Source organism: Thalassospira sp. MCCC 1A01148, from assembly GCF_001613795.1.
Lineage (GTDB): Bacteria > Pseudomonadota > Alphaproteobacteria > Rhodospirillales > Thalassospiraceae > Thalassospira.
In genome coordinates, this window is sequence record NZ_LPVZ01000020.1 from 642,582 (window position 1) to 665,164 (window position 22,583).

Below are 22,583 nucleotides of genomic sequence, written 5' to 3' on the forward strand. Positions count from 1 at the left end.
AACGGTGCCGAACTGCTTCACTCAGCATCAATGTGATGTGCAGAAGAGCCTGCTTTACTTTACGAAAGCGCTCTGGATTTTGCCCCCGTGTCAAAAGGGCTCATGCTGATGGCGCCCAGATGCAGTGCGCCAGCGTTGTCAACGAAGCCACTTTCCACCTGATCGAACACCTAGTTGCAACGTGAAATGTTGCATTTACCAACCAAGATCAAATTAACCTACTGATGGTCTTGAACTCTTCTTTCTCCGGGGTTTTCGGGCATTCTCAAGGGGTAACCGAGGCCGCAAATCAAGAAAATGTACAGCTACTGAGACGGCACCACCCAACGCTTCTTCAATCCGTTTCGCCTCTGTGCGTAGCAGGGAGAAAAGTTCGTCCGCGTTGATTTTACGGTGTTCATCCGGATGATTCCACTTCCGATTCTTTGCAAGGGTCACCATCAAAGCTCCGGAGCGGCTATGCTCTGGTGCCATGTACTTTTTCACCAGCTGCTTCTCGATTGTATCGTGCAAGTCTCTAGCTGTTCGTCCATCCCCGAGCTTGAGTTCGATCACCGCCTCATGGTCAGAGGCTACGGAACGCAATCTGATATCAGTTTCCTTTTCGTCTGCGGTTACGGCCTCTTGGTCCACAGTGTAGATCGAGTTGGCGGCATGGCGCAGCTCTCGCGCGATTTCTCGACGCATGACCTTCTCATCTTTTATCCCTGCCCAAGCCTCTCGTGGTGAAGCATCCTGGAGAAGAAGGTCATCGAGGTCAGACAGCCTATCCTTCATAATCGCAAACATGGCTTCATTCGTTGAGGCAGGCGCTTCCCCGCTTCGATCAAGCGCTACCGCTTGAGCCTCATCAAATGCGTTAGCATCATTCTCTTGCGCCCACTTCTCTTCTGCCACAGCCAAAATGCGATCCTTGAAATGAGCGCACAAAGGATCTGCAGCCATTTCGAGCTTTGCGGCGAAGCCCTCCCCGCCCTTCGCGTTGATCAATGCCGATACAATGTTATTGCGTGCCTGCTCTGCATCGTCTCGAGTGTCTGGTGAATAGGATCCTTCGTGGTGCGCATCGTCTTTTATTCGAACGTGGCGATAGGCCAGGCGAAGCAGCCGCAGCAGTAATTGCGGTGTGAAGCGTTCGTCACGCAGCGCAATTCTGTCTTGGCTATCCCCAAAGAGCCTGGCCAGGCATGTCACAGCGTCTGATCGCTCAGATGGTTCGACTATCTCGATCTGATCCGCCAGCTTTTCGACACCCGCCTGCGGATCAATCCGCATCAAGGTCCGCAACCAAACAAGACGCAGCGCAAACGGCAATTGCTGCTCCAATCTTTGGAGTGCCCGTTCTCGAAGTCTCTCAAATTCCGAAGGATTGCCATGCTTCAAGATAACCCGTGTGACTTGCTGAACCCTTTCGGTCATCCCTGTCGTGTTATCTGGGCCATTGATCCGATCCCCACCAGCATCTAACCAAGATTGCAGCCGTGGAACAAATAGTCTTGCAACTCTTGTCGGCGTGTAACCAATTCCTTGGAGCAGGCCTGAATGTCCATGCTCACCTGGCGGCTGGCTTAGCTCCCACGACAGTTCATTGCCAAGCGTTCGGTCCACAGCGTTTGAGTGCCTCTCTCCGAGACTCTCGAACCACTGGGGAAGGCCGTTCAGTTCAATCAGAGCGTACCGCGCGGCTAGCTCAGCTTCTGCATTGCTGAGTTTAGCTGCCCAGTTCTGGTCCTCTGCTTCGGCATAGATCGCGGCGAGACCAAGTTGCCAACGTACAAGAAATGTATTGCGCTCACCTTCGGGCCTTTCGCTGGGAAAGGTTGGGTGATCATCGCGCCAGATATTCATCAGCACGCGTCTAAGTTTGTCGGCAGTTTCTTGATTGAATTGCTCCTCAATGAAACGCCTGTTCCAACCTGATGATCGGCTGTCATCGCCATCGTGTCTCATTGCGTGCCACAGGTGCCAAGCCGTGTTCCAGCTTTTCTCCGTCGAGAATGCGTTCTCAGGCTGATTGGCAACTTCTCGCCAGAACAGAATCCAACTTTCGCGAGCCATGTCCTTTTGCCGCTCTTCCTGCTTTTTTCGATCAGCCTCCTTCTTTTCCCAACTACGATGTTCTTTGTCGTGTTTCGATGGTTTTAGGCAGTCGTCAAGCCTTTGCACGAATGAGGGCTCATCCACTATGAGAGGCCTAAGTCCTTCAACGTGCTTTCTCCATGTATCACGATCCGGCGACAGGCGGATAGCTGCCTCCAGGAGTATAGCGCGCATACCGGTGTCCCTGGTCGTGTCGCCAAGCGCTTCGCTCACCCAAGTCAGATCTCGGTCCGGTCTAAGCTGGACTGGTCCATCGAAAATCGTGATCTCTGCGAGTCGCTTCGAAGGCTCTTTGGGTCGACAGAGTGACTGAATCAAAGCGTCCTCGACCCAGAAGAGACGAGCAGTGCCCTCTGCATTCAGATTGCTCAGTCTTTCGCGAAGCGACTTGATCGGCTCATCGTTGCCATGATCCCGGCGAGGCAATCGCAATGCAAGTGCGCCAGCATGCAACCATGCCTCATCTTGGCTCATATCGAGGCCGCGTTCACACGTTGCTGCGAGCGCTCCGCTGAGATGTGGCCAATCACTCGAAATATGTGGCAATCTTTTTTGCCAACTAAGCCCCTCTGAGACTAACGCTAGGAGGCCATCACGAAGTTCTTCAAGGACAGGGAGATCAAGTGGCGATCCTGCTATCAGGCGTGGAAGTTGCCAGTTAAGGTCGCCTACACTCGGCTTCTCCAGCTTTGTCCATCGAAGTGTCCGACAAAGCTGTTCAACCGACATGTACTTGGGGAAAAGGGTTGGTACGGCACCTCGAGCCACTCTGTCAGGCCAGATATCGTCAGCATCCGCTATACTGGAAGCAATATACCCTAGCCTCTCGTCATCAAGGGCTACTAACGCATCAACAGCCATTATGCGCTCAACCGCAGGCGCTGCAATGTCCTGAGTGATATCGAATACGATGTCCGCACAGTCTTCTATACGGCCTGCCTCGATGAGGTTGATGAGGACTTCTCGCACATCTGGATTCTCTACTCCTCTACGCCAGAGTCTGTCGATTCCACCTGCTAGCTCTTTCGATGCGAAACGATGGACCTGAATGTGGGGCACCTGAAGGCCTCTCCATCCACCGGGGCCATAACGCTCAGCGAAGGCACTAAGAGCTTGATTTCGCTGCGTTTGCGTTAGCGACTCTGGGTCTCCTTCGTCCAGGAGCACGGCAGGCTCATTGTCCCGCAAGAGTTCAAATATCCCATCTTCTTGCAAGGCTAACCAACCCGCCACTGGTCGCTTGGACGGGCGAACGATCATCTTGCCTTTGGTTTCCGCGAAGAGAAGCCGCTTGAGGGCCCGAAACGACATACCTTGTCTTCGAAGAGTTAATAGCCGTTCCGCAGCAAGATACTCCGCCACCGAGCGATGATGGAAGCGCACCCGGCCATATGAAGCGAAGCCAAATAGCGGACGCTCCAGCAGTGCTTTGCGTTCGTTTGGTTCCCAATCGGATAGGATGATCGTGGGATCGAGGGCTGCCTCATCGTGAACAACGTCGTACGCTGCACTATGACGGATTGTTAGACGCCGTGTCATCTGAGCTGCAAGCGCCAGCCGGCTAGCTCCTTCGATCGCCCTGTCAACGGATAACTCCGCCGTTTCAGGTCTGTCGTTGCGGGGAAGCAGCTTCACTCTAACATTTGTGGCAACCTGATCGCGATGCGTTCGGATGCGCTTGTGCTCACGCCAGTCCGCGCACAACTCAATGAGGTCCTGAGGCCTACGTGCAAACTCCAAAGCATTGCGACGTCGTAGATCCTCAAAAAGAAGATCGGGATCGCTCACACCCTGCTGCCGACAAAAAACGACGATCTGCTTGTCAGATAGCGGCATCAAGCCTACCGACCGCCATTCGGTTGATTGGTCCTTGCTTATATTGTCGTGTTGAGCCCGAGGCTCACCCATTGCGACTTTTGCAAATGCCTCTTCATTTGATTCCGAGGACGGCGCTGCTGGAATAGGCAGTACATTTCGGACTAGCTGTTCGTCGAAGGGTATTGGTCGGGTCGTGATGACGACCCGCGTCCGGTGAAGCTGATTTCCGATGCACTTCTTCAGTCGTTTGAGTGCGCGCTCAAATGAACCCAACGTCATTTTCAGCTCGTCAATCGAGTCCAGGAAAAATGTCGCCTCCTCGGACTGTGAGGCAAGCCAAGCGTCCAGCCGTGCTTCTTCATCGGCATCTAGCAGGCTGCGAAGTTCGTCAGTCGCCAGCGCGGCCAACTCAACGAAGAATGCTGTTTCTCCCGCAGACCACAGATGCTTCGCCTGAGAGCGACATTCATATGTTTTTCCTGCACCCGCTTCTGAGATTATCAGTACGCGTTTTGATCGCAGTAAATCATCCCACGTAGATCCTCTTGCCCAACCTAGACTAACCAAGAACGATTGCTGATCTGCTTCGCTGATTTTTTCGCTGGGGATGTTTTGAAAGGTGCGCTCAATCATTATTGGAAATCTTCTATACCATGGACCTCATCGAGAAATGTTCGTTCGGCCTCAGCGTTTTGGTCGTGAAGCCGGCAAGCCTGGCAAGGTCAAGATCATGTGTGAGGTCGCTGATCTGCTTTCTTGTTTGGAAATGGAGATCCGGTTTTGCCCATCTGTCCGAAAGAAGTGTCTTGGGGACTAACTATCTTGGTGATGCCGGCTGTTACTTTACTCAGTTCTAGATTTTGATCTGTCGACGACTTCGTTTCTTTGCTTATGCTCATGTCCCTTATTTGGAAAACATTTTTAGTGCACGCTGCCAAACAGATGGGCTTCTTGTTGTCGCTTGACCGTTCGGCAAATTCTTACGCGCGTCCTGCTCTTCTATTAAAGCGGTCACCATGTCGAACCGACTGATATATTCATCAAACTTGTATGTTTCGGTTTCACGGGCACCATCTGGGAAAATGTCGGAAAAGATCGTCCGCCAGGCATCGTAGTACTTCCGGCAAAATCGCTCGGTCCCGAAGATGTTGCCATGAGATCCGCACACGAGGGCATGGGTGATCCGTTTTCTGGGGCCAATTGCGTTTCGCGCTGTTTCTGCCTGCTCACCGGTCAGCCGCACTAATATCAGTTCTTCCGACATAACTTTCCCTTATTTGGAATGCTTTCGGTAAAGTGCCGGGGCTCAATAAATGAAAAATAAGGAGACGAGGTAAACCACCGAAATTAGCAACGATGTTGGTAGCAGCTTTCTACCTGCATCACTAATTTGGTCTCCTGCAAAAAGCCCCGTGCCTGCGTTGAATATGAACCACACGCCAATTATGTGCCAAATGTAGATCATCGATCATCCCTTTGTGGCTCGGTGATACCGTTCATCGTCTGTCCCTTATTTGGAATGGTTAGCCACGCGATAGCCTGAAACAGATCGGTAACAACGATTGCGTCCAGCCCCAAGTCGGGCGCGTGAACAGTGGTACGTACCCTTGGTGATCACTTACTATTCCACTTCGTCAAAATTGAATTTCTGAAAACGATCCTCCTGATCTTTTAATTCTCCCCAGTCGAAATCATACAACTCCTTGCAGAGCTGTTCTGTTGGCGGGCATTCAGGTTAGGTCCAGTCCCGTTGCTCGGCATGCTCGTCTTCCCACTTGGCACGCGCATCGTAGCTCTCCGCGATCCGTTCGAGCAACGCGCCGGTGCGCGGCCAAGTCTGCGCACAGAGGAGCGCATCGGCGCGATAACGCTCCGCGAGATCACGCTCCTGTTTTCCGCCATCGGTGGGCAGCCGGACAGTAACGCCGCGGCGGTTCGATACGCCAACCGCAAGGCCATCCTCGAGGTCTCGGCTGCGACACAGCTCGATTACCTCGCAGATCGGCTCGGGCGGCCAGACCTCGCCAGCAACGACCGGCGGTGCCGACAGAATCTGACCGATCCGCGAGTCCCCGATATCGGCGAGATCGGCCTCGGCGCACAGCTTGCGTGCCGTCTTGACCCATTTTTCCAGCTCGACACCGTCAATCACCCCGTCGTCGCGCGTCCCCGGCACGTGCGACCAGTCTTGGAGGACATGATAGGCCTGGCTGGCTATCATCCGTGTGCGCTCACGTGCACCCGCATCGTCGGATTCGAGTTCGATCTTCCCGAACTCCGCATGGAGAAGCTCGACGAAAAAGGCCGGATTCCTTGCCAATGCCTTATGTAACGTGCGCGTCGGGCGCTCGGAATGCCGCAGGGCGTGGAAATAAACCCATTCGAGCTTGAGTATCTCGTCCTCGCCGACAGCGTCGTCGGCATCAAGGCGCACGAATGCCTTGCCGACGTAGTGAGTGAACATCGTCAAGTCGTTGTGATCGGCCTGAGACTTCTCCTCGCTCACTGTTGAGGGATGGCGAAGAACGTCCAACAGATCGGCAACGTACCCTTCGCGGTCGGTCGGTCCAATCAGCATTTCGAGCGCCGAGCGGCCTCGATCCTCAGCGAGGAGCTTTTCGACCGCGATGTGTATCGCCGGACCTTCGGGCACACGGAACGTCTTGATCGTCCGCCAATAGGCAGCGTTGATCTCTGTCCCCGCCGCGGCCACCCGCTCCCAAGTGGGCGGCTCGACCGGCAACGCCATCATCAATGGCAAGATTTCGGTAGGCGGCCGACCGGCAACGATGGCAGCATCGAACCGATCCCATAGCCACGCCACACCGCGCACTTCGGCAAGCGCATACGTCATGCGCTGCACCATGTCGGTCAACGGCGGCTCGCCGCGCGCTATTGCCGCATCAAGAATCGCATCCTTGAGGTCCTCTGTGATATCGGCGGCGGCGAACGCCGCGCCAAGCTCGTTGGGCATCTGTAAGGTCAGAGCATAATCGACCAGCGCATCGACCGATAACGAGCCAGCCAGTTCTGCAACCGCGACGCGTCGCTCGTCAGCGAGCCGTTTCTCCGCTTCATTCCATGGCAGGTTACCACGGAAGTGGTGATTGCCGCGCGTGAACAGCCAGGCATGCCGCGCAGTCGGCTCGTTCGGCTCGAGCATTTCGAATACGACCTTCAATGGCGCCAGCTGCGCCGCGTCCATTGTCCAATCGGCCCCGGAATATTGCTCGTGCATTACGATTAGGCCGCGCAATTTTTCGCGAAAGTCCCCGCCACCGGCACTATCGAACCCCGATGATGCCGCCGCCAGTTGCGCTGCAGCGGTTTCTCGCCATGCCGGACTGAAATTCGCCCAATGTTGGAGCAGTTCGCCCCAACGCACGGTGTTATTCCCTACATGCGCAAGGACACGTTCGCCTATCGCGTCGTATGCCCGCGCGATGCCGGGTCGCGTGACCGGCTCGGCATAATCCACCGTATAGTCCCGCCAGCGCGGGCTCGCCGACGGCGTCGAGATGCCGTGCATGCTTGGCGCGATCCCGAGCAACAGTTCCCAGCCGACGCAATTGTAGTGCTTGAGAATGAGATCGATTACCTGCAACCGCTGCTCCGCAGTCGCATAGGTCTGCGGCACCCAAGGGAGGAATATCCTGCGCAAGGTCGCTTTCGGCCGATTGGACACGCGCCCGCCGGGATCGCGCTCAGCGAGTCGCGCCAGGAGCAGACTGACAGTCGCGAGGTGACGCGGACTCCAGGCGTGCAATTCTAGCGACCAGAGTAGGTCGGAGAGATATTCCTGAGGGTGAAACAAGCCCTCGTCGCTGCGGAAGAGCGCCGCCATCGGGCTCGGGTCGCGGTCGATCGCGGCGTCGATGCTGTTGAAAAACGCCTGCGGTGCGGCTTCGGACAGCAAGCGGAAGCTGTCCGACAACGACCACCACAAACGCTCGTCGGCTTTTTCCAGCAATCCGGAGACATTGCGATGCGCGGCGAACGTCGCGGTCGATGCCGCCTTCGCACGGTCGGGAAACACGCCGAGAGCCACCATCGCCTCGCCAAGCCCGTGCCTCAAATCGGGGGATGCGACCTTGGGCGGCTCGCGATCGATCTTCCAGCGGTCCTCGGGCTTGGCGTCGAATGCCGGGTCACGCTCGCCCATCACCGCGAGGAAAGCAACGTTTAGGCGATCGAGATGCCCATCAGTCAGGAACGGCGCGAGCTGAAACCACGCATCCCGTAGGGAGGCCAGCCGCCATGCCGTGCCGGAACGGCGCACCGGGCTATCGAACGCAGCGGCATAAGGCGCCAACGAAGCGACCAACGCATCATAGCTCTGACCCGAAAGGCGCTCGAGCACTTCTCGGTCGACGGGATAATCGTCGCGCCACCCCCCGGCAAGCATCGCCGCGAACAAGGCCGGGTCGATCGGCGATGATGCCCAACTTGGGCAGCCCGCCGAACTTGCGGACATCAGGCGCCGGAGGACGACAAGGCTGCGGCCGCTTTGCAGCGCCAGCCGGTGGGCTTCTTCACGCTCAAGGCCCATCGCCTCAAGCTCGCTCTCGACGTGATGCCGCCACGGCCGCTCTAGCCGGATAACATTGTGTGGCGCACCTACATCGGAACCCAACGCACGCAGGACGTGATGACCATCAGCCACCAGCGCCGCCGCCACCCCGGGATCGCCCCCATCGAGGATCACCGCCAACTTGGGCCCAAGCCCGACCAATTGGCGCGCGACGTCTTCTGATTGTGCCGCCAGGATGCGGCTCATCCAATACACTCGGTAGGGCTCGGGCAGCGCAGAAAGCGCACCCGAGACGAACGCCATCGCTTCTCCCGACGCTTCCGCCTGCAGCGAAATCGTCGCTGGCGGACCGTAGAGCCAAGCCAGCACTTTTGCCGCTTGATCGTCGCGATCGACCACGATCAGATTGCTCGATAGCGGCGTGACGGTCGCCAGCGACCATTCGCGCCAGATCGAATCAAGCCCGCGCAAGCCTTCGGGCCGCCGCTGGATGCGGACGGCAAGCCATTCGGCGACGCCGGGGTGAAGCTCGAGCCAATGGACGAGCATGTCGCCATCGATCACGCGAACGTCGCGCCACACCCCATCTTGCTTCTTCTTTGCAGCCCAGACGTCCTTTTGCGGCCATCGCTGTGGTGTGAGGAAGATGAAACAGGATACGGCCGGATCGATTTCCAGCGGATCGGCCGTCCGCTTGACATAGTCATCCTCAGCCTTGGCAGGCACCTTGCCGCGCTGGACCCCGATCTCCCACGCCGTGATGCCGGCGGGAACGTAGAGTAAATCTGTAGGAGTGTCGCACACGCCGTCCCAACCCGGATGCTGGATGCTGTCGTCCGAGGGGAAGCGCAACGTCGCTGCCGGGCCATGCGTCGCAAGCAACAAGCGGCTGATCAATTCGGGCATCTTAGCCTGCCCGTCACGCGTGCCCGCCCATTCCACGATGTGCTGTGCTTCGATCCAGCGCATGGGTTTGCCGGGCTTGGGCATAGTCGGCGCGGGCATCTTCTCCGTCACGACCGCCCCGCCCGGCAGGAAGCTAATGCCCTGCGCTTCGATGGCATCCTTCATGGCCTGGGCGTTGTTGGCGACCGGGGTTCGAAGGCTGCGTTCGAAATCGGCGACCGTGGAAACAGCAATGCCGGCTGCATCAGCAAGGTCGGCCTGGGACCATGCGAGCAACGCGCGTGCGGCACGGATCTGTTCAGGGCCTGGAAATGCAGGACCGGACATAGATGTCATATTAAATCACTGACCTCAGCTTCTACAACACTACCAGCTCGGTGTGCGGATACTGCGCGATCCCGCAGATGCGCCGCAAAATAAATCTCCGGCATTGGAGCTCTGACGCAGCGCCTGCCTTTCCGAAACTCTTCATCTATTTTCTGCGGCATCTATGTCCCTTATGTGGAATCAGATTTATCTGATTTGTCGTTACTCAAGTGGGAGCAACTCGAAGCGGTCATCTGGCTCTTCAGCTAAAACCTTTTCAACCCGCTCACGCCAACGACCGGCCGGAAAGACAGGTTCATCCTTGTCAGAATGATGATGATGTTCGACCAGTCTGCCTGCCTTGTTTCTCTCTACATAGAAGTACTGATTATATTTTAGATCTTTAACCTTCCACGGCACTGTGATTCTCTCCCCTAAGTTAAGGTGCAGCCCTTGTCGTTCAAACCAGTTTCTCGTCTTAAATTGTGTGGACGAGTGGCTGTGTAGTACATACTTCCTTTGCAATCTCGACTACGTGACGATGATGAGTCAGATAAATGGCTTGCCCACTTCGCCCAATCCTTTCCATCAGACGGCAGGCCGCGCGTGTGCGATCTTCGTCGAAGGTTTCAAAAACATCGTCGCAGAAGAATGGCAGTTGCACGCCTTGGGAAACCATCTGTTCATATGCTGCTGCGCGCAGGGCTAAATAAAGTTGGAACCTGGTACCCTTTGATAAATCGGCCATCTGCTTGGGTATACCATTCGCATCAACTACCAACAGGATCTCAGATGAGCCGTCCGGTTGAGTGATAAGCTTTTGATAGGCGCCATTGGTCAGCTCCGAAAACGATCGCTCGGTAGCGTTCATCATACCGCTGCGATGCTTATCACGATAACGACGGATCGCCTCTTCTGCGAGGCGCAGGCCGAAGTCGCGTTCCACATAATTGAGCAGAGCCTCTTCGATCTCAATCTGAATGGTTGCGCGTTGTTCGACCAGGTAGGCGATGTCTGCGCTACCACTTAAGGTGTCGAGGTCGCGTTCGGCATTGGCGCGGTCAGCCGTCGCTTGTGATAGCCGGGCCTCTGCGGACTCAATGTCTGCATCTATGGAGGCAAATTTGCCTTCCAAGGTGGCGGAGGTCTCCTCGCTCAACATATCTCGGGCTTCAGCTAGCGTTTGGACAGATAACTCTGTAAACACCTCTTTTTCCAAATCTGCTTTCTGCGTCCTCCATTGAACGACGTCGTTGGCTTTGCTCACTGTGATACGTAAGGCATCAAGTGTGCTGGTATCTTCGGTTTCCGGGAAGAGCGCCCCAATTTCGGCAACCTGCAAATCGATATCATCCAGTTGCGCTTCGGTCGTCTTGCGCTTCTCCTTGCTTGCGGCGACCTTCTTGAGAAGCCCGTCGTGTTTGACTTTATCAGTTTGCGCTTGGTTGGCGATGCCCTCGAGTGTCAGGAACGCTTTGAGGTGGTCACTCTCGTCGACGTCAAACTCCTCAGTTAAGGCCGTTATCGCATTTGCGAACTCATGCTGATCTCTCTCCATGGAGGACACTTGGCTGGTTGCATGTTGGAGCTTTTCATTGAGCTCTCTGGCGTCGCGCAATTGTCCGATGGCGTTTGTCAGCATATCTGGCAGGACGGCCCCATCAAAAAGCTCGTGCACCTTATCTGCCCAATTTCCCAAAGCCTTTTCGGCAGCGTCCGCAAGCTCTGCAAAATCGCTCAAACGCCCTTCGAGTTCTTTTTCCAGAGCGACCTTTTTTTCTAGTGCGCCATCCACCTTGTCGTTGTAAGCCTTCTCTTCTTCTGAAAGCTTTCGCGCTGCTGCGAGTGCGGATTCAAAGTCAGGGGTTTCAAGTGGAAGAAGAGGAACAAGAGCCTCGTGCAGCTTATCTGCTTGATCAAGAATCTTGCTGTGTTGTCTCGCAAGTTTTTCTTGGTTCCGTTTAGCACCAGCAGCGATATTTCGACGCTCAACCCAATCCCTGAAACGAGCAGGAGACATGATAGGCAGGCCAATTTTTGTTGTCAGTGCTTCCACTTGGCCCTCAATCGCTTCTGCCTGCGATTGGAGTCCTTCACGTCTTCTTTTGGTGGCCTCTAACCGCGCTTCAGCTTCGACTAGGGTTTGCTCTAGTTGTCTCAACTCTCCAAGCTCCCTGGCGTGCGAGAGCCTTGCTTCCTCTATGTCATCTACGTGCTTCATCGAAGGCAAGAATGCATCAGCGGTTTCCGGGCTCAATGCCGCACGATGCTTGCGCCAAAGTGTGTCGCGCTGAAGACGCGCTTGGCGCGCATTTTCGTCGTTCGTGACGCCGATACTCGCCTCGAGTTTGGCTATTTGCGCCGATTTGACGGCAACATCTTCCTCATGTTGCGAAATGGTTTCATCCGCGCGAGTAATATTGGCCGTATGGTTAGTATGCTGATCAGCGAGTTTGTCTGCTTCCGTTATCTCAACCGGACACTCTGGTACGTCTTGGAATTCCAGCTGTCCCATCGAAAGTGCAGCTAGTGCGTCTTGCAAGGTCTCGTTGGATGATGCGATTGCCTGCATTGCTGTTGCAGCAGCAGGTGCAAGACTATCTACATCGTACCTCTTGAACAGTGCGATCAAACCGTTTTGTGCCTGGGCATTGTCAAGCAAAGATCGGTGGTCTTCTTGTGCAGTCCTCACCAGCTCTCGAAGTCGCTTGACTTCTCCCTCTCTTGCGTCCTTCACAGTGACGGCTCTCGTCATTTCATCCTTTAGCTGTTCAAGGCTGGCAATTTCAGACGGCGTCTTAACAATTTTCTTGGGATTCGCCTCGTCCTCTGCACCGAGTTCGAGAGCAATTCTCTTTATATTGGATAGTATCTCGCTACATGAGGAGCGTAACATCGGAAGGTCATGCACAGAGATTTGCACCCGACTGCGGAGCTGATCCAACCCTTTCAAACGATCGGCCAGAAATAGACGACCTTCATCTAGAACAATTGCTTCGAGCTCCTGCTCCGCATTCGTGATTTCTGCCGTTAATCTCTTAAGTTCTGCTTGAGTGGTTACTTGCTGAGTCTTTAGCGCTACGAGGTGCTCGCTGGTGACTTCTAATTTTTCTGGATAGGCTTCAAACGGCTCTAGCTTGGGTAATAATCGGTCTATTTCACCGAGCTTGGGAAGGGTACGTCGAAGTGCTGATACTTGGGCCAGTTCAAGACGTAGCTCATCTCGAGCCTTCTTGGCTTCTATTTCTTCATTCTGAGCAGTCTGGAACGCTTCTTTTAGCCTTTTCCAAGAATTAGCGTTCACGTCAATTTTCTTGATATTATCTTCGACTTCAGCCAATTGACGCTTGAGTTCTGCAACTCGGTTCTTGCTTCCACCTTTCTTATATAGATCGTTGGCTTCGTTCCGCGCCTGCTCCAGTACGGCATTTAGATCAGGCACACCTGCAGCAGCAGAAAACAGTAGTCGACCAATGTCGCCACGAGCATTAGCAATGTCATCGCCACCTTTTTCGATCGTCTCATCGTCAAGGCAGAGCAGGTTGCGATAATCCTCTGAGGAAAGTCCCCCCAAATGAGAGGCCAAGGCTGCATCCGGTAGCACGGTCCCTGCTTTATCACGCAGGTTACCGTTTCGTAATGAGAGGCGGGTGAAGCTGCGCGTTTCCCCATCGATCTCGAGAAGTCCTGATACCTGAAGATTGGCTCGCTGATGCTGAAATCCATATGGCTCTCGCATTGAGAAGCCATAAAGAAGGCGCAGATAACCTTCCATTGTAGTAGTTTTGCCAGCCTCGTTTAGCCCGTAAATGATATGAAAATCGGCAGGACTATTGACTTTTCCAAAGTCGAGAGTTTTGTCGGTGAACTGGCCGAAGAAATCCAAGGAAAGTCGTTGAACTCGCATCAAGAACTCGCCCCCTTCATGCGGGCCAGCATGCGTTGGACACCAGCCTCAGAAAGACGCTGCGCGAGCATATCCTTTTCTTTTTCCTCTGGCACGAGCTCACCACGACGCCGTGCGGGTAGTTCTGCAAGTATTGTTTCCAGCTCAGCCCGAGATGAGGCAATAAATCCAGGTTCCTGACGAATTGCAGTCATTATTTCTGCCATTTCATCGACCGCACTGCCGCCTGCTTTCGTATTTTCCGAGAGGGAGATCTCCAGCTTTTCCAGCCAAAGGTTACCTGTTTCACGGGCATACTGAGATGCCACTTCTTCCCAGACGTCTTGGTCACGCAGGATTTGCCAGCGGCGCGTTGTTGTACCTGTGAACGAAAGACGAATAATCCCGCTGTCTGAGGTCAGGTTGTTTGCTGTTTCGCGGAACACTTCGCGAAGCAGGTCGCGCAAGCTGTCTTCGTTCCCGGCTTCGCTAACGTCGATTTTAACGTTAAGGAACTCCACTGAGGAGGTCGGAATTTCCGACACCTCAATTACCTGGTCGATAATGGTCAAGAGCGTGGCAGATTTTGGTCCGGGCTCCCCAATATCACGACCTTGTGGCGTACCGGGCATGATAATCCACGGCGTTTCGTTATGCACTTGCCTCCGATGCACGTGTCCAAGTGCCCAATAGTCGAACCCGGCCGCAACGAGATCATTCACTGCACAGGGTGCATAGGGATCGTGTCCTGTTGCCCCGGCCAGCGAAGTGTGCAGCATTGCAATATTGATCGCCCCACTAACTGGAGCGGGGAACTTGGGAAGCAGGCTTTCAGTAGCGTGGCGATTGGCGAAACTTACCCCATGAATCCAGACATCCTCTGACAATTGAACTTTACTGCCACGCCCATCAAAAATATGCACGTTGTCGGGAAGGTTCAGCTCCCCTGTCAGGGGGTTTTCCGCATCATGATTACCTTTGATGTAGAAAACACGAATACCGCTCTGGCGAAGGCGGTCCAATTGCCCCGTTAGATAAGCTGCTGTCCTCGCGCTTCGTTCTGAGCCATCAAAGAGATCGCCGGAGATAAGAAGTGCGTCGACGTTCTCCGAGATTGCAGTTTCGATAATATGAGTAAAGGCAGAACGGGTTGCGATCTGAACTTTTTCTTTTAGTTCAGGATCGCGCAAAGCCAATGACTTCAACGGTGAATCTAGATGTATGTCCGCCGTGTGAAGTATCTTGGTCATGGGCTTCCTACTAACACATAAGTTATCGATTGCTTGTCTTACTGACAATTTGGTCAGCGATCATGCACTGATAGAACGTTTTCCGTACTCTTCGCGCCAACCTTTTAATAAAGACATATCAGTTAGAAGGTCATCTGGTGTCGGCAGTTGGACAGGGCTCTCTGATGGCTGCGAGTGTTCAAATCGAGAGTATTTGGTCATAAGCGAATCAAGGAAATTGCAATCGGCGTCCGTCAATTTGGCTAAATCCTTAAGCTTTGATGTATGTACCGGTCGTTGAAACCTTTGAACCACTCCACATAGTAGGTCATTTTCAATAGAGCGCTCCACCAGCGTTCTGAAGTCGCTGCATATCGATTTCAGAACGAGTTCAGCATGTTCGAAGTCGCCGTTCTCACTAGCTTTCTTTGCATCCTGATACCGTTGGTTCATGAGTGTGTTAAGGGCGGTTTTGATATCACTCTGTGAGATTGGAATGTGAGCTGGCTCGCCGGATCCCCACTCCGCAGAGCGAATACTCACTACATCCAGCTTAGCCTTCCTTTCGGCAAAATGCCTGATCATCCCCAGCAAGGATAAGCGGTGAGTGAATACAATCACCTGCTTATCTTGGGATAACTCGATCAACCTCTGAACCACAGCCTCTTCATAGCTTTGGTCAAGAGAGGATATTGGATCGTCGAAGACAAATGGAGCCTGATTGCTCTTACCGGTTACATCGGCCAAAAATGCAGCAATGGAAACGATCCGATTTTCACCCTCGCTCAGGATATCGGTGAGCCCATTCTGAGAGGCTCCTTTGAGCTGTAGCTTATGAAGGACGCGGCCTTTGGATACTCTTGATTTAACAAGCTCTACCTTCATTTGAGATGCGCCAAGTGATGTTAGCTCGGCATTGAACCTCTTCACAAACGCATCTGTTATCAAGACCTCTGCCAGTTCACCTTTTTTGTCGGACAGGGCTTTAGTTTTTGTCGATTTCTTAGCCTTTTGAATCTGGTTCAATAGCTTCAATCGAGTGATTTCCTGATCAACGGCGGCTCGGTGCTCAGATAGCCATTTTCTGGCCTCTAAGCTATTTAGTTGCTTCTCGATCTTCTCGCGGTTGTCGCTTTTGGCATCTTCGTCATACTTTGCTGCTAATTCTTCGAGGCTATTCGACTGAGCTTTGATTTTCACAATCCATTGCGGAGCAAGCAAAGGCGTTGGGATGTCTTCTTCAGAAACAATATTCAGAATCAGGTCTCTTCTATCCTGTAATTGAACAAAGAAATCCTTTATCTGACAGGCAATTTCATCTTCAGCAATGCCAGCCGCATCGATACGTGCCTTCAACACTGCGGATGTCGGTAGTACTTCGATCGTGTTACTAGCAGCTTCGTATTCCTCAGCTGCAAGCGTTGCAGCATTTTGTAGTTCGCCTTGCACGAAGTTTTCGAAGGAGATAAATCGGCTCTTAGCCTCATCAGTCAACGTCTGGTGACAAAGGACACAACGAGAGCCATCCGAAACATTTGGGTACTCCGCTTCTTTGTATGCAGCCGACGTTGAGTAGTTTCGGGCAGTTGCCCAAAGCTCTTTCCAAACATCCGTTCCAATGCCATCCAACTCGCTGCTGGAGAAGATCTTTTCAGCCGCTGTATCTGCCGCGGCCTTCTTGACGATGCAGTTCCTCTTGAGAGCAATGATCTGCTGGAAGTTTTTGTCAGATAACTGTTCCAGATGCTTGGACGCATCCTTAACCAAAGTGTCGATATGCTCTTTCTGTTTTCTCAGTTGCTTAGCTTTCTCTGCTGGCGCTTGTTCGGCAAGTCGCTGCTGCAGAGTTTGTATTTCGGTCTCATCAGCACTGATGAATGAGCAATGCTTCTCTATATCTTCATTCGTGGTTTCAGCGTTAATAGCCTCGTACCACAATCCCTCGGGGGTTGCCTTCTTGTTGGTCGGGATATTCGGTTTTTTTGATTGGTGCCTGTTTGCTTCATCATCCAAGAGTGATGCGATCTTTTCGCATACTAAAATGAGCGAGCTGAAGAACGAAAGAACCGGTGGTTCGTAACTCACCACGTCTGCTTCATTGACAAACACCTTACCGAACGAGGTGTCAAAAATATCAACACTTTTCAGTTCATCGCAGATCCCTTGCCCTGACCAAATATGGCTTCTCTCTACGCCATCTTGCTCAAACTTAATGCAAGCTGTTTGTCCGCCAGGTGAGTCCAGCTTATAAACATTACGATGAAGGCGGCCGATTTCTCGGGCCCCACACACATGTTTGAGGAGTCTAACGTACCCAGATTTACCAGATCCATTGTTCCCGTATACGATTGTGATGTTGCTCGTACCGAACTCAAGTGGTTTTCTTGGAGCAAGAGCGTTTACTCCTTCGATGTCACTGATCGAGCACAAACGCAGGGTGCCTGCCTCGCCTTGAGGGAATGCATTTTCAGGAAAAGAATGTGTCTTCTTTGGCAATGCACCAGAAACTTCTTGCCTACATATTGTAGCAAGCTCATCAATATCTTGGTCATGAAGTACGGAGTTTTCAATCAGTTTGGTAGCCGCCACCTGAAGCCATTGTGGACGACCAGAAAACCACCTACTCAAATCTTGAGACATTTTGTCTCTCCCTACCAAGATGAAATTTTCGTTCCCATTAAAAGTGTGAAGATATCAAAAGGCGAGTATACGAAGTTCAGTTTCCAGTGCCGTTCCGCATCCTGAATCTAACTCATCAAATTACTCATATAGAACAGGATTGGTCGATACTCATTAAGGGTAGCTCACTTAAGCAAAGGTGGTGCTTTCGCTTGATCATAGAAGAGTCCAGTTTAAATCTCCTGTTTACTCTTCATCAATATCGGTCGTCATCAAGGCTTCTATCTGGCTTCGATAGTTGTAGATTGAACTCTTTGATACGCCGACCTTTTTTGCTATCTGCACCCAATTAAGACCTTTTCTATAAAGTATTGCAGCTTCTTGCATGGTAGCTTGGGAAATTGCAGGTTTTGTTGCATAAGTGCCGCGCTGTCTGGCTGCTTCCAGACCCGCTTTTGTTCTCTCAGAAATCAGGTTTCTTTCAAACTCGGCAAACATGCCAATGAGGTGAAAGAACATCTTTCCAACTGCAGTCGTCGTGTCGATATGATCCTGCAGTACGACCAGTTGCGCGCCTTTCTTCTCAATTACTTCAACAGTTTTGATTAATTCTGCAAGTGAGCGACCAAGTCTATCGAGTTTCCATACGACAAAAGTATCTCCTGCTCGAAGTGCTTTAACAGCACGTAGCAAGCCTTTTCGCTTAAAGGCGATACCGGCGCCCGAGGCGTGATCGGTAAAAAGGAACCGTTCTTCGACGCCGAACTTCTTTAACGCGTTGACTTGCAGGTCGAGATTTTGCTCAGTTGTGCTCACGCGGGCATATCCAATAGCAAAATTCTGTGACTCAGTCATTTTTCCAGCCTGTCCAAAACTTGTTTATCCGAATACGACGGAAGACTATCAGAAAGGAAAATGGAAACCTTTTTTGGAAAATTAATGATGGTGACTGTTTCGATTATGAGGATCGTAGCAGAATTTCAGGAGGCCTAAGCGATGCCAAATCAGGACTTTCCAGAAAGCGAGGCCGGACTAATTCAGATACCAGTCAAACTCGATGGTAAGATGCTTGTCGATGGCATTGTTCAGGATTTGGGTACTCCAGGCATGACGCCGGTTCTTGCTATTGAACGAGCTCTGGAAGCTCATATTTATCAAGCGTTTTCCGGCGCATTCTCCGATATGTTGATCAAACCACCGACGATCAAACTTCACTCGAATTACTTCAAGCGGCGGTTCGCGTCGCTTGCAGAGCTAGTAGAGATTGGCTACGAGACTTGGTATTTCGAAGTGACAATCGCAACAAGACCAGAGAACGGTTTTGATAAGGTTATGCTCGCCGCAACAGACCTTGAGCTGATCCCTATTAGTTACGGCTGGGGAGTATCCAGAGTTCATCAGGTCAAGGTAAAGAAGCTGAAAAAGCAAACCAACCATTTAGTGCGGATTAATCACATCCGTGTTGGCGCGGCGGTAATTCGGATTATCATGGATAGGCTGATCGAAACTCCACCGGTACAGCCAATGATTGCCAATTTTGATCCAGTCACTGGCAGTCGTGGCATGCGGATCGTATCGTTCGATCACATGGTGTCTGGCCAAAAATCACTGTGCGAATGCGCAAGAACTTTCCATTCATCTTTACCGGCACCTACAGATCGAGACGGCAGTCATTTCACAGCTTTGGGCGAGTATCTCTCACAGTGCAACTACAAACTGGACATTTGCCATATCTGCATAGCGAAATCGTTACCAGAAGATAAAAGGTATGGCAGGAGCATAGAGACAAACTTCAAAGTATACGTTGATCAAGTGATGTGCGACCGTGGTGTTGACAACCGAACTGCTCAAGCCGAAGTGATGCATGTTCTCGGGCTGAGTCGATGGCAGCGTGAGTCTGAGTTGTATGGCATAGTGCGTGACCTTTTCCCTGACTATAAGGTTTTGAGGGAAGCTTCACCGGAGTGGTTGGGAAGGATGCGCATAGATATTTACGTACCAGATTTAGGGCTGGCAGTAGAGTATCAGGGCGAGCAGCACTACCGACCAGTTACTGCTTTTGGTGGTGAGGATGCCCATAGTAAAGTCGTTGAGCGGGACAGGCTGAAGCGCCAACTGTGCGCGAGAAATAATGTTGAAGTTGTTGATTTCAGGTTTGATGCACCAATTACTAAGACAGCTGTGAAGAGCAGACTAAGGCGCTTCTTAGAATCAGATCAATAAGTACCGCCAGATGCGGGACTGATCCCGTTAATCAATTTTCCAAAAAACGAGCGGCGAGAAGAACAATCCACGGCACGACTATTTGCCCGATCACGGGCCTGATTTAGAAATCGAGTGATTTGAACACCAGCGAGTTTAGAGGTGCTAAATAGCTTGGCCACCAGTAGAAGTGGTGACATATTCAAATAATGGATTATCGACACATTTGTACTGCGGGCACCGTGGCGTATCACGATTTACTTGTTGCCCATGAAGCACTTGAAGCTGGGCCGGAGAGCATGAATATGCGGCTCGTGCTGATCCGCCACCTAATTTTAGAGATCGCAAACATCGCAGACCTCGCCTCGATATCCGGTGCCCTTTATAAAGAAAATCCCGCCTTAGGTAAGGCTTACCAAGAGATACGCAAAGGGTTGGAATTCTTCAAATATCTGCGCAATGTCTATGTTGGCCATTTCGTTCCCGATCTGACGAACAAGACTTTCGAATGGATACCGTTCACCAATGCACTCCTTGGTAGCGAAAAGCAAAATGAGCGGTTCGGCGTTAGCTGGTTTGCACTGGAAACGGCTATCAATACATATGCTGATCACGACACGGGTCACAAAGTTTTTGATTCAGATACTGACCTGAATTACCCGCCTGACCACACGCGGTTTTTGAATTTTTTGGGCTACACAGTTCTCAGCTCTATGGACTACGTCACGCAACTCGTCTCAGTGGCGCGTACGTATCTCGATGTTCCGGACCTGCATTCAGAAATGCTCCAACTGGCATTTGCCGCCGGTCAGACGGATTTTTCTGTTTTAAGGAAGGGCAAGCGATAATCGACGATGCTGGTTCATTATGGCCACCTCAAGCCAGCCACGTTCATATAACTGTACGCTAAGTAGCTCATGTCCACTTTAATGGACACTCACTTGACAAACATGTTCTTTTTCGCCATAATGTTCAATGAAATGAACATGAGATGGTATTGTGTTCATTTAAACGGACACGAGAAAGCCGAGTTATGAAGCGCAAAAGAAGCTACTCACGTGTGACACGTCATGCCTTGTCGATCCTCGGCAAGCTGATCCGTATTGGGCGGATGGAACGGGGCATGACAGCACAGGAGTTGGCCGATCGCGCCGGAATCAGCCGCACTACACTCTACAATATCGAAAAAGGTGCCCCCGGCCCTGAGATCGGAATTGTTTTCGAAGTCGCCGCTCTTGTCGGTGCCCATTTGTTTGAGTCCGACAGCCGATTGCTCTCGATGCACGATGCACGGCTTAAGGAAAAGCTGACATTGATCCCGCAAAGCGTCCGCCCCGCGAAACAGGAGGTCGATGATGACTTCTGATTTCAAAGAACCGAACGAAGCCTTTGTATGGATCTGGTTGCCCGATGAAACGGAACCCGTAGTCGCTGGTCGCCTCACAAAAGACCGAGACCGACTGCTCTTCACCTACGGAGCAAGCTACCGCCGTCGCAAGAATGCCATCCCGATCTACGAGCCGGAATTACCGCTCCGCGCGGGGGTGATTGAACCGTTAAACGGGCTTTCAATGGCTAGCTGCATTCGCGATAGCTCACCCGATGCCTGGGGGCGGCGTGTCATCATAAACAGGCTCACCGGCAAGAAGCCAAGTTCCGATGACATCCCAAATATCAGTGAACTTACGTTCCTACTGCAATCCGGCTCGGACCGTATCGGTGCGCTTGATTTTCAAGCATCTGCAACGGAATACGTCCCGCGCTTGGCGGCGGAAGCTTCGTTGGCTGAATTGCTAGCCGCAGCGGAGCGTATCGAAAAAGGCCTCCCACTCCCGCCAGCTCTGGAACAAGCTTTAAACCACGGCACCTCCATTGGCGGAGCTCGCCCCAAAGCCATGATTGAAGATGGCGAAAAGAAATTCATTGCCAAGTTCTCAGCGAGCAACGACCTCTACAGCGTCGTGAAAGCCGAATTCATCGCCATGCGGCTGGCAGAGAAATCCAGACTGAACGTCGCACCTGTGTCCTTAACTCGTGCTGCACACAAAGATGTGCTGCTTATTGAGCGTTTCGACCGCATCAAATCAGATAACGGCTGGACACGCCGCGCGATGGTATCAGCACTAACCATGCTCGGCCTTGATGAAATGATGGCGCGATACGCCTCTTACGAGGAACTCGCCGAAATCATACGCCACCGTTTCGCAAATCCCAAAGATACGCTGAAAGAGCTGTATGGCAGGATTTGTTTCAACATCCTGTGCGGCAACACGGACGATCATGCTCGCAACCATGCCGCATTCTGGAATGGTGAGATACTGAGCCTGACACCTGCCTATGACATTTGCCCGCAAGGTCGTACTGGCAATGAGGCCTCACAAGCCATGCTGGTAAAAGGAGATACCCGCTTTAGCAAGCTGGCGACCTGTCTTGCCGCAGCACCCGATTATCACCTGAGCGAAAACCAAGCAGCCTCACTCATCGAAAAGCAACTGGAGACCATCGCAAAACACTGGTCTGATACCTGCGCCGAGGCCGACTTGAGCCCAACCGACCGAACGCTATTTGCCGGACGGCAATTCCTGAACGCCTATTGCCTGGACGGGCTAGACGACAGCCTCAAAGCGCTCAAGGACGTTTTCGCGCAGGCACGCGCCGAAATCATGGCTCGCCTTTAATGCGCCAGGCTTTCGGGAAGGAAGGCTGGCGCATTAAAGGCGAGCCCAATCCAAGAGACAAAAGTGAAAAGCAAGAAAATACGGATCTCGCTAATTTATTTGCCTCCTGCTTTTCTGTGTTCCGCAACCCTGCCGCTCATGGGCGTGCGATCTACACAACTGCCGACGAGACCTTTGGGGCTCTAATGATTGCCAATCAATTGCTTAGAATGGTCGATACGTCCAAATAACGGGAGATCCGACTGACAGACACTATCGCAATAAATTTCAATGAGTTAGCAAAGTGGCGGCAGTTTACGCAATGATCC

At 52.4% G+C, this 22,583-nt stretch carries 13 protein-coding genes; 5 read left to right on the top strand and 8 right to left on the bottom strand.

Going from position 1 to position 22,583, the window contains the following annotated elements; all coding sequences use genetic code 11:
• Positions 1 to 213: 213 nt before the first annotated feature.
• The 8 genes from AUQ43_RS12555 to AUQ43_RS12585 all read right to left on the bottom strand — a co-directional run bounded on the left by AUQ43_RS12555 (position 214) and on the right by AUQ43_RS12585 (position 18,250).
• A complete protein-coding gene (locus AUQ43_RS12555) occupies positions 214 to 4,551 on the bottom strand; it encodes an NACHT domain-containing NTPase (RefSeq protein ID WP_062956599.1) in 4,338 nt (1,445 codons plus the stop codon).
• Positions 4,552 to 4,822: 271 nt separating this feature from the next.
• Positions 4,823 to 5,182 carry a hypothetical protein gene (locus AUQ43_RS12560; RefSeq protein WP_062956600.1) on the bottom strand — a complete coding sequence of 120 codons (360 nt, stop codon included), beginning with the start codon at positions 5,180 to 5,182 and terminating at the stop codon, positions 4,823 to 4,825.
• A 471-nt stretch (positions 5,183 to 5,653) separates the two neighbouring features.
• On the bottom strand, positions 5,654 to 9,691 hold the full coding sequence (locus tag AUQ43_RS12565; protein ID WP_114129780.1) for a helix-turn-helix transcriptional regulator: 4,038 nt from the start codon (positions 9,689 to 9,691) through the stop codon (positions 5,654 to 5,656).
• A 192-nt stretch (positions 9,692 to 9,883) separates the two neighbouring features.
• Positions 9,884 to 10,081 carry a hypothetical protein gene (locus AUQ43_RS20315; RefSeq protein WP_147250427.1) on the bottom strand — a complete coding sequence of 66 codons (198 nt, stop codon included), beginning with the start codon at positions 10,079 to 10,081 and terminating at the stop codon, positions 9,884 to 9,886.
• 58 nt (positions 10,082 to 10,139) lie between these two features.
• Positions 10,140 to 13,568 (bottom strand): YhaN family protein, encoded by a 3,429-nt coding sequence (locus AUQ43_RS12570; protein WP_062956602.1) that lies wholly within the window; start codon positions 13,566 to 13,568, stop codon positions 10,140 to 10,142.
• Positions 13,568 to 14,797: a DNA repair exonuclease gene (locus AUQ43_RS12575; protein WP_084272094.1), complete on the bottom strand. Its 1,230-nt coding sequence runs from the start codon at positions 14,795 to 14,797 to the stop codon at positions 13,568 to 13,570. The genes AUQ43_RS12570 and AUQ43_RS12575 overlap by 1 nt, the downstream gene beginning before the upstream one ends.
• A gap of 60 nt (positions 14,798 to 14,857) precedes the next feature.
• Complete coding sequence (locus tag AUQ43_RS12580) at positions 14,858 to 17,416, bottom strand: AAA family ATPase (RefSeq protein WP_062956603.1); 2,559 nt, start codon at positions 17,414 to 17,416, stop codon at positions 14,858 to 14,860.
• A gap of 225 nt (positions 17,417 to 17,641) precedes the next feature.
• Positions 17,642 to 18,250 (bottom strand): recombinase family protein, encoded by a 609-nt coding sequence (locus AUQ43_RS12585; RefSeq protein ID WP_062956604.1) that lies wholly within the window; start codon positions 18,248 to 18,250, stop codon positions 17,642 to 17,644.
• 141 nt (positions 18,251 to 18,391) lie between these two features.
• On the opposite strand from AUQ43_RS12585, the gene AUQ43_RS12590 reads away from it, so the two are divergent.
• The 5 genes from AUQ43_RS12590 (at position 18,392) to AUQ43_RS12610 (ending at position 22,505) form a co-directional block, all read left to right on the top strand.
• A complete protein-coding gene (locus AUQ43_RS12590; RefSeq protein WP_062956605.1) occupies positions 18,392 to 19,618 on the top strand; it encodes a hypothetical protein in 1,227 nt (408 codons plus the stop codon).
• A gap of 188 nt (positions 19,619 to 19,806) precedes the next feature.
• Positions 19,807 to 20,445: a hypothetical protein gene (locus AUQ43_RS12595; RefSeq protein ID WP_062956606.1), complete on the top strand. Its 639-nt coding sequence runs from the start codon at positions 19,807 to 19,809 to the stop codon at positions 20,443 to 20,445.
• A 185-nt stretch (positions 20,446 to 20,630) separates the two neighbouring features.
• The gene (locus AUQ43_RS12600) at positions 20,631 to 20,963 is read left to right on the top strand and encodes a helix-turn-helix transcriptional regulator (protein WP_114129778.1); all 333 of its coding nucleotides are present in this window, start codon (positions 20,631 to 20,633) and stop codon (positions 20,961 to 20,963) included.
• Positions 20,953 to 22,275 carry a type II toxin-antitoxin system HipA family toxin gene (locus tag AUQ43_RS12605; RefSeq protein WP_062957286.1) on the top strand — a complete coding sequence of 441 codons (1,323 nt, stop codon included), beginning with the start codon at positions 20,953 to 20,955 and terminating at the stop codon, positions 22,273 to 22,275. Before AUQ43_RS12600 ends, AUQ43_RS12605 begins: the two co-directional genes overlap by 11 nt.
• Positions 22,275 to 22,505 carry a TIGR02391 family protein gene (locus AUQ43_RS12610; RefSeq protein ID WP_062956607.1) on the top strand — a complete coding sequence of 77 codons (231 nt, stop codon included), beginning with the start codon at positions 22,275 to 22,277 and terminating at the stop codon, positions 22,503 to 22,505. Before AUQ43_RS12605 ends, AUQ43_RS12610 begins: the two co-directional genes overlap by 1 nt.
• Positions 22,506 to 22,583: the final 78 nt, after the last annotated feature.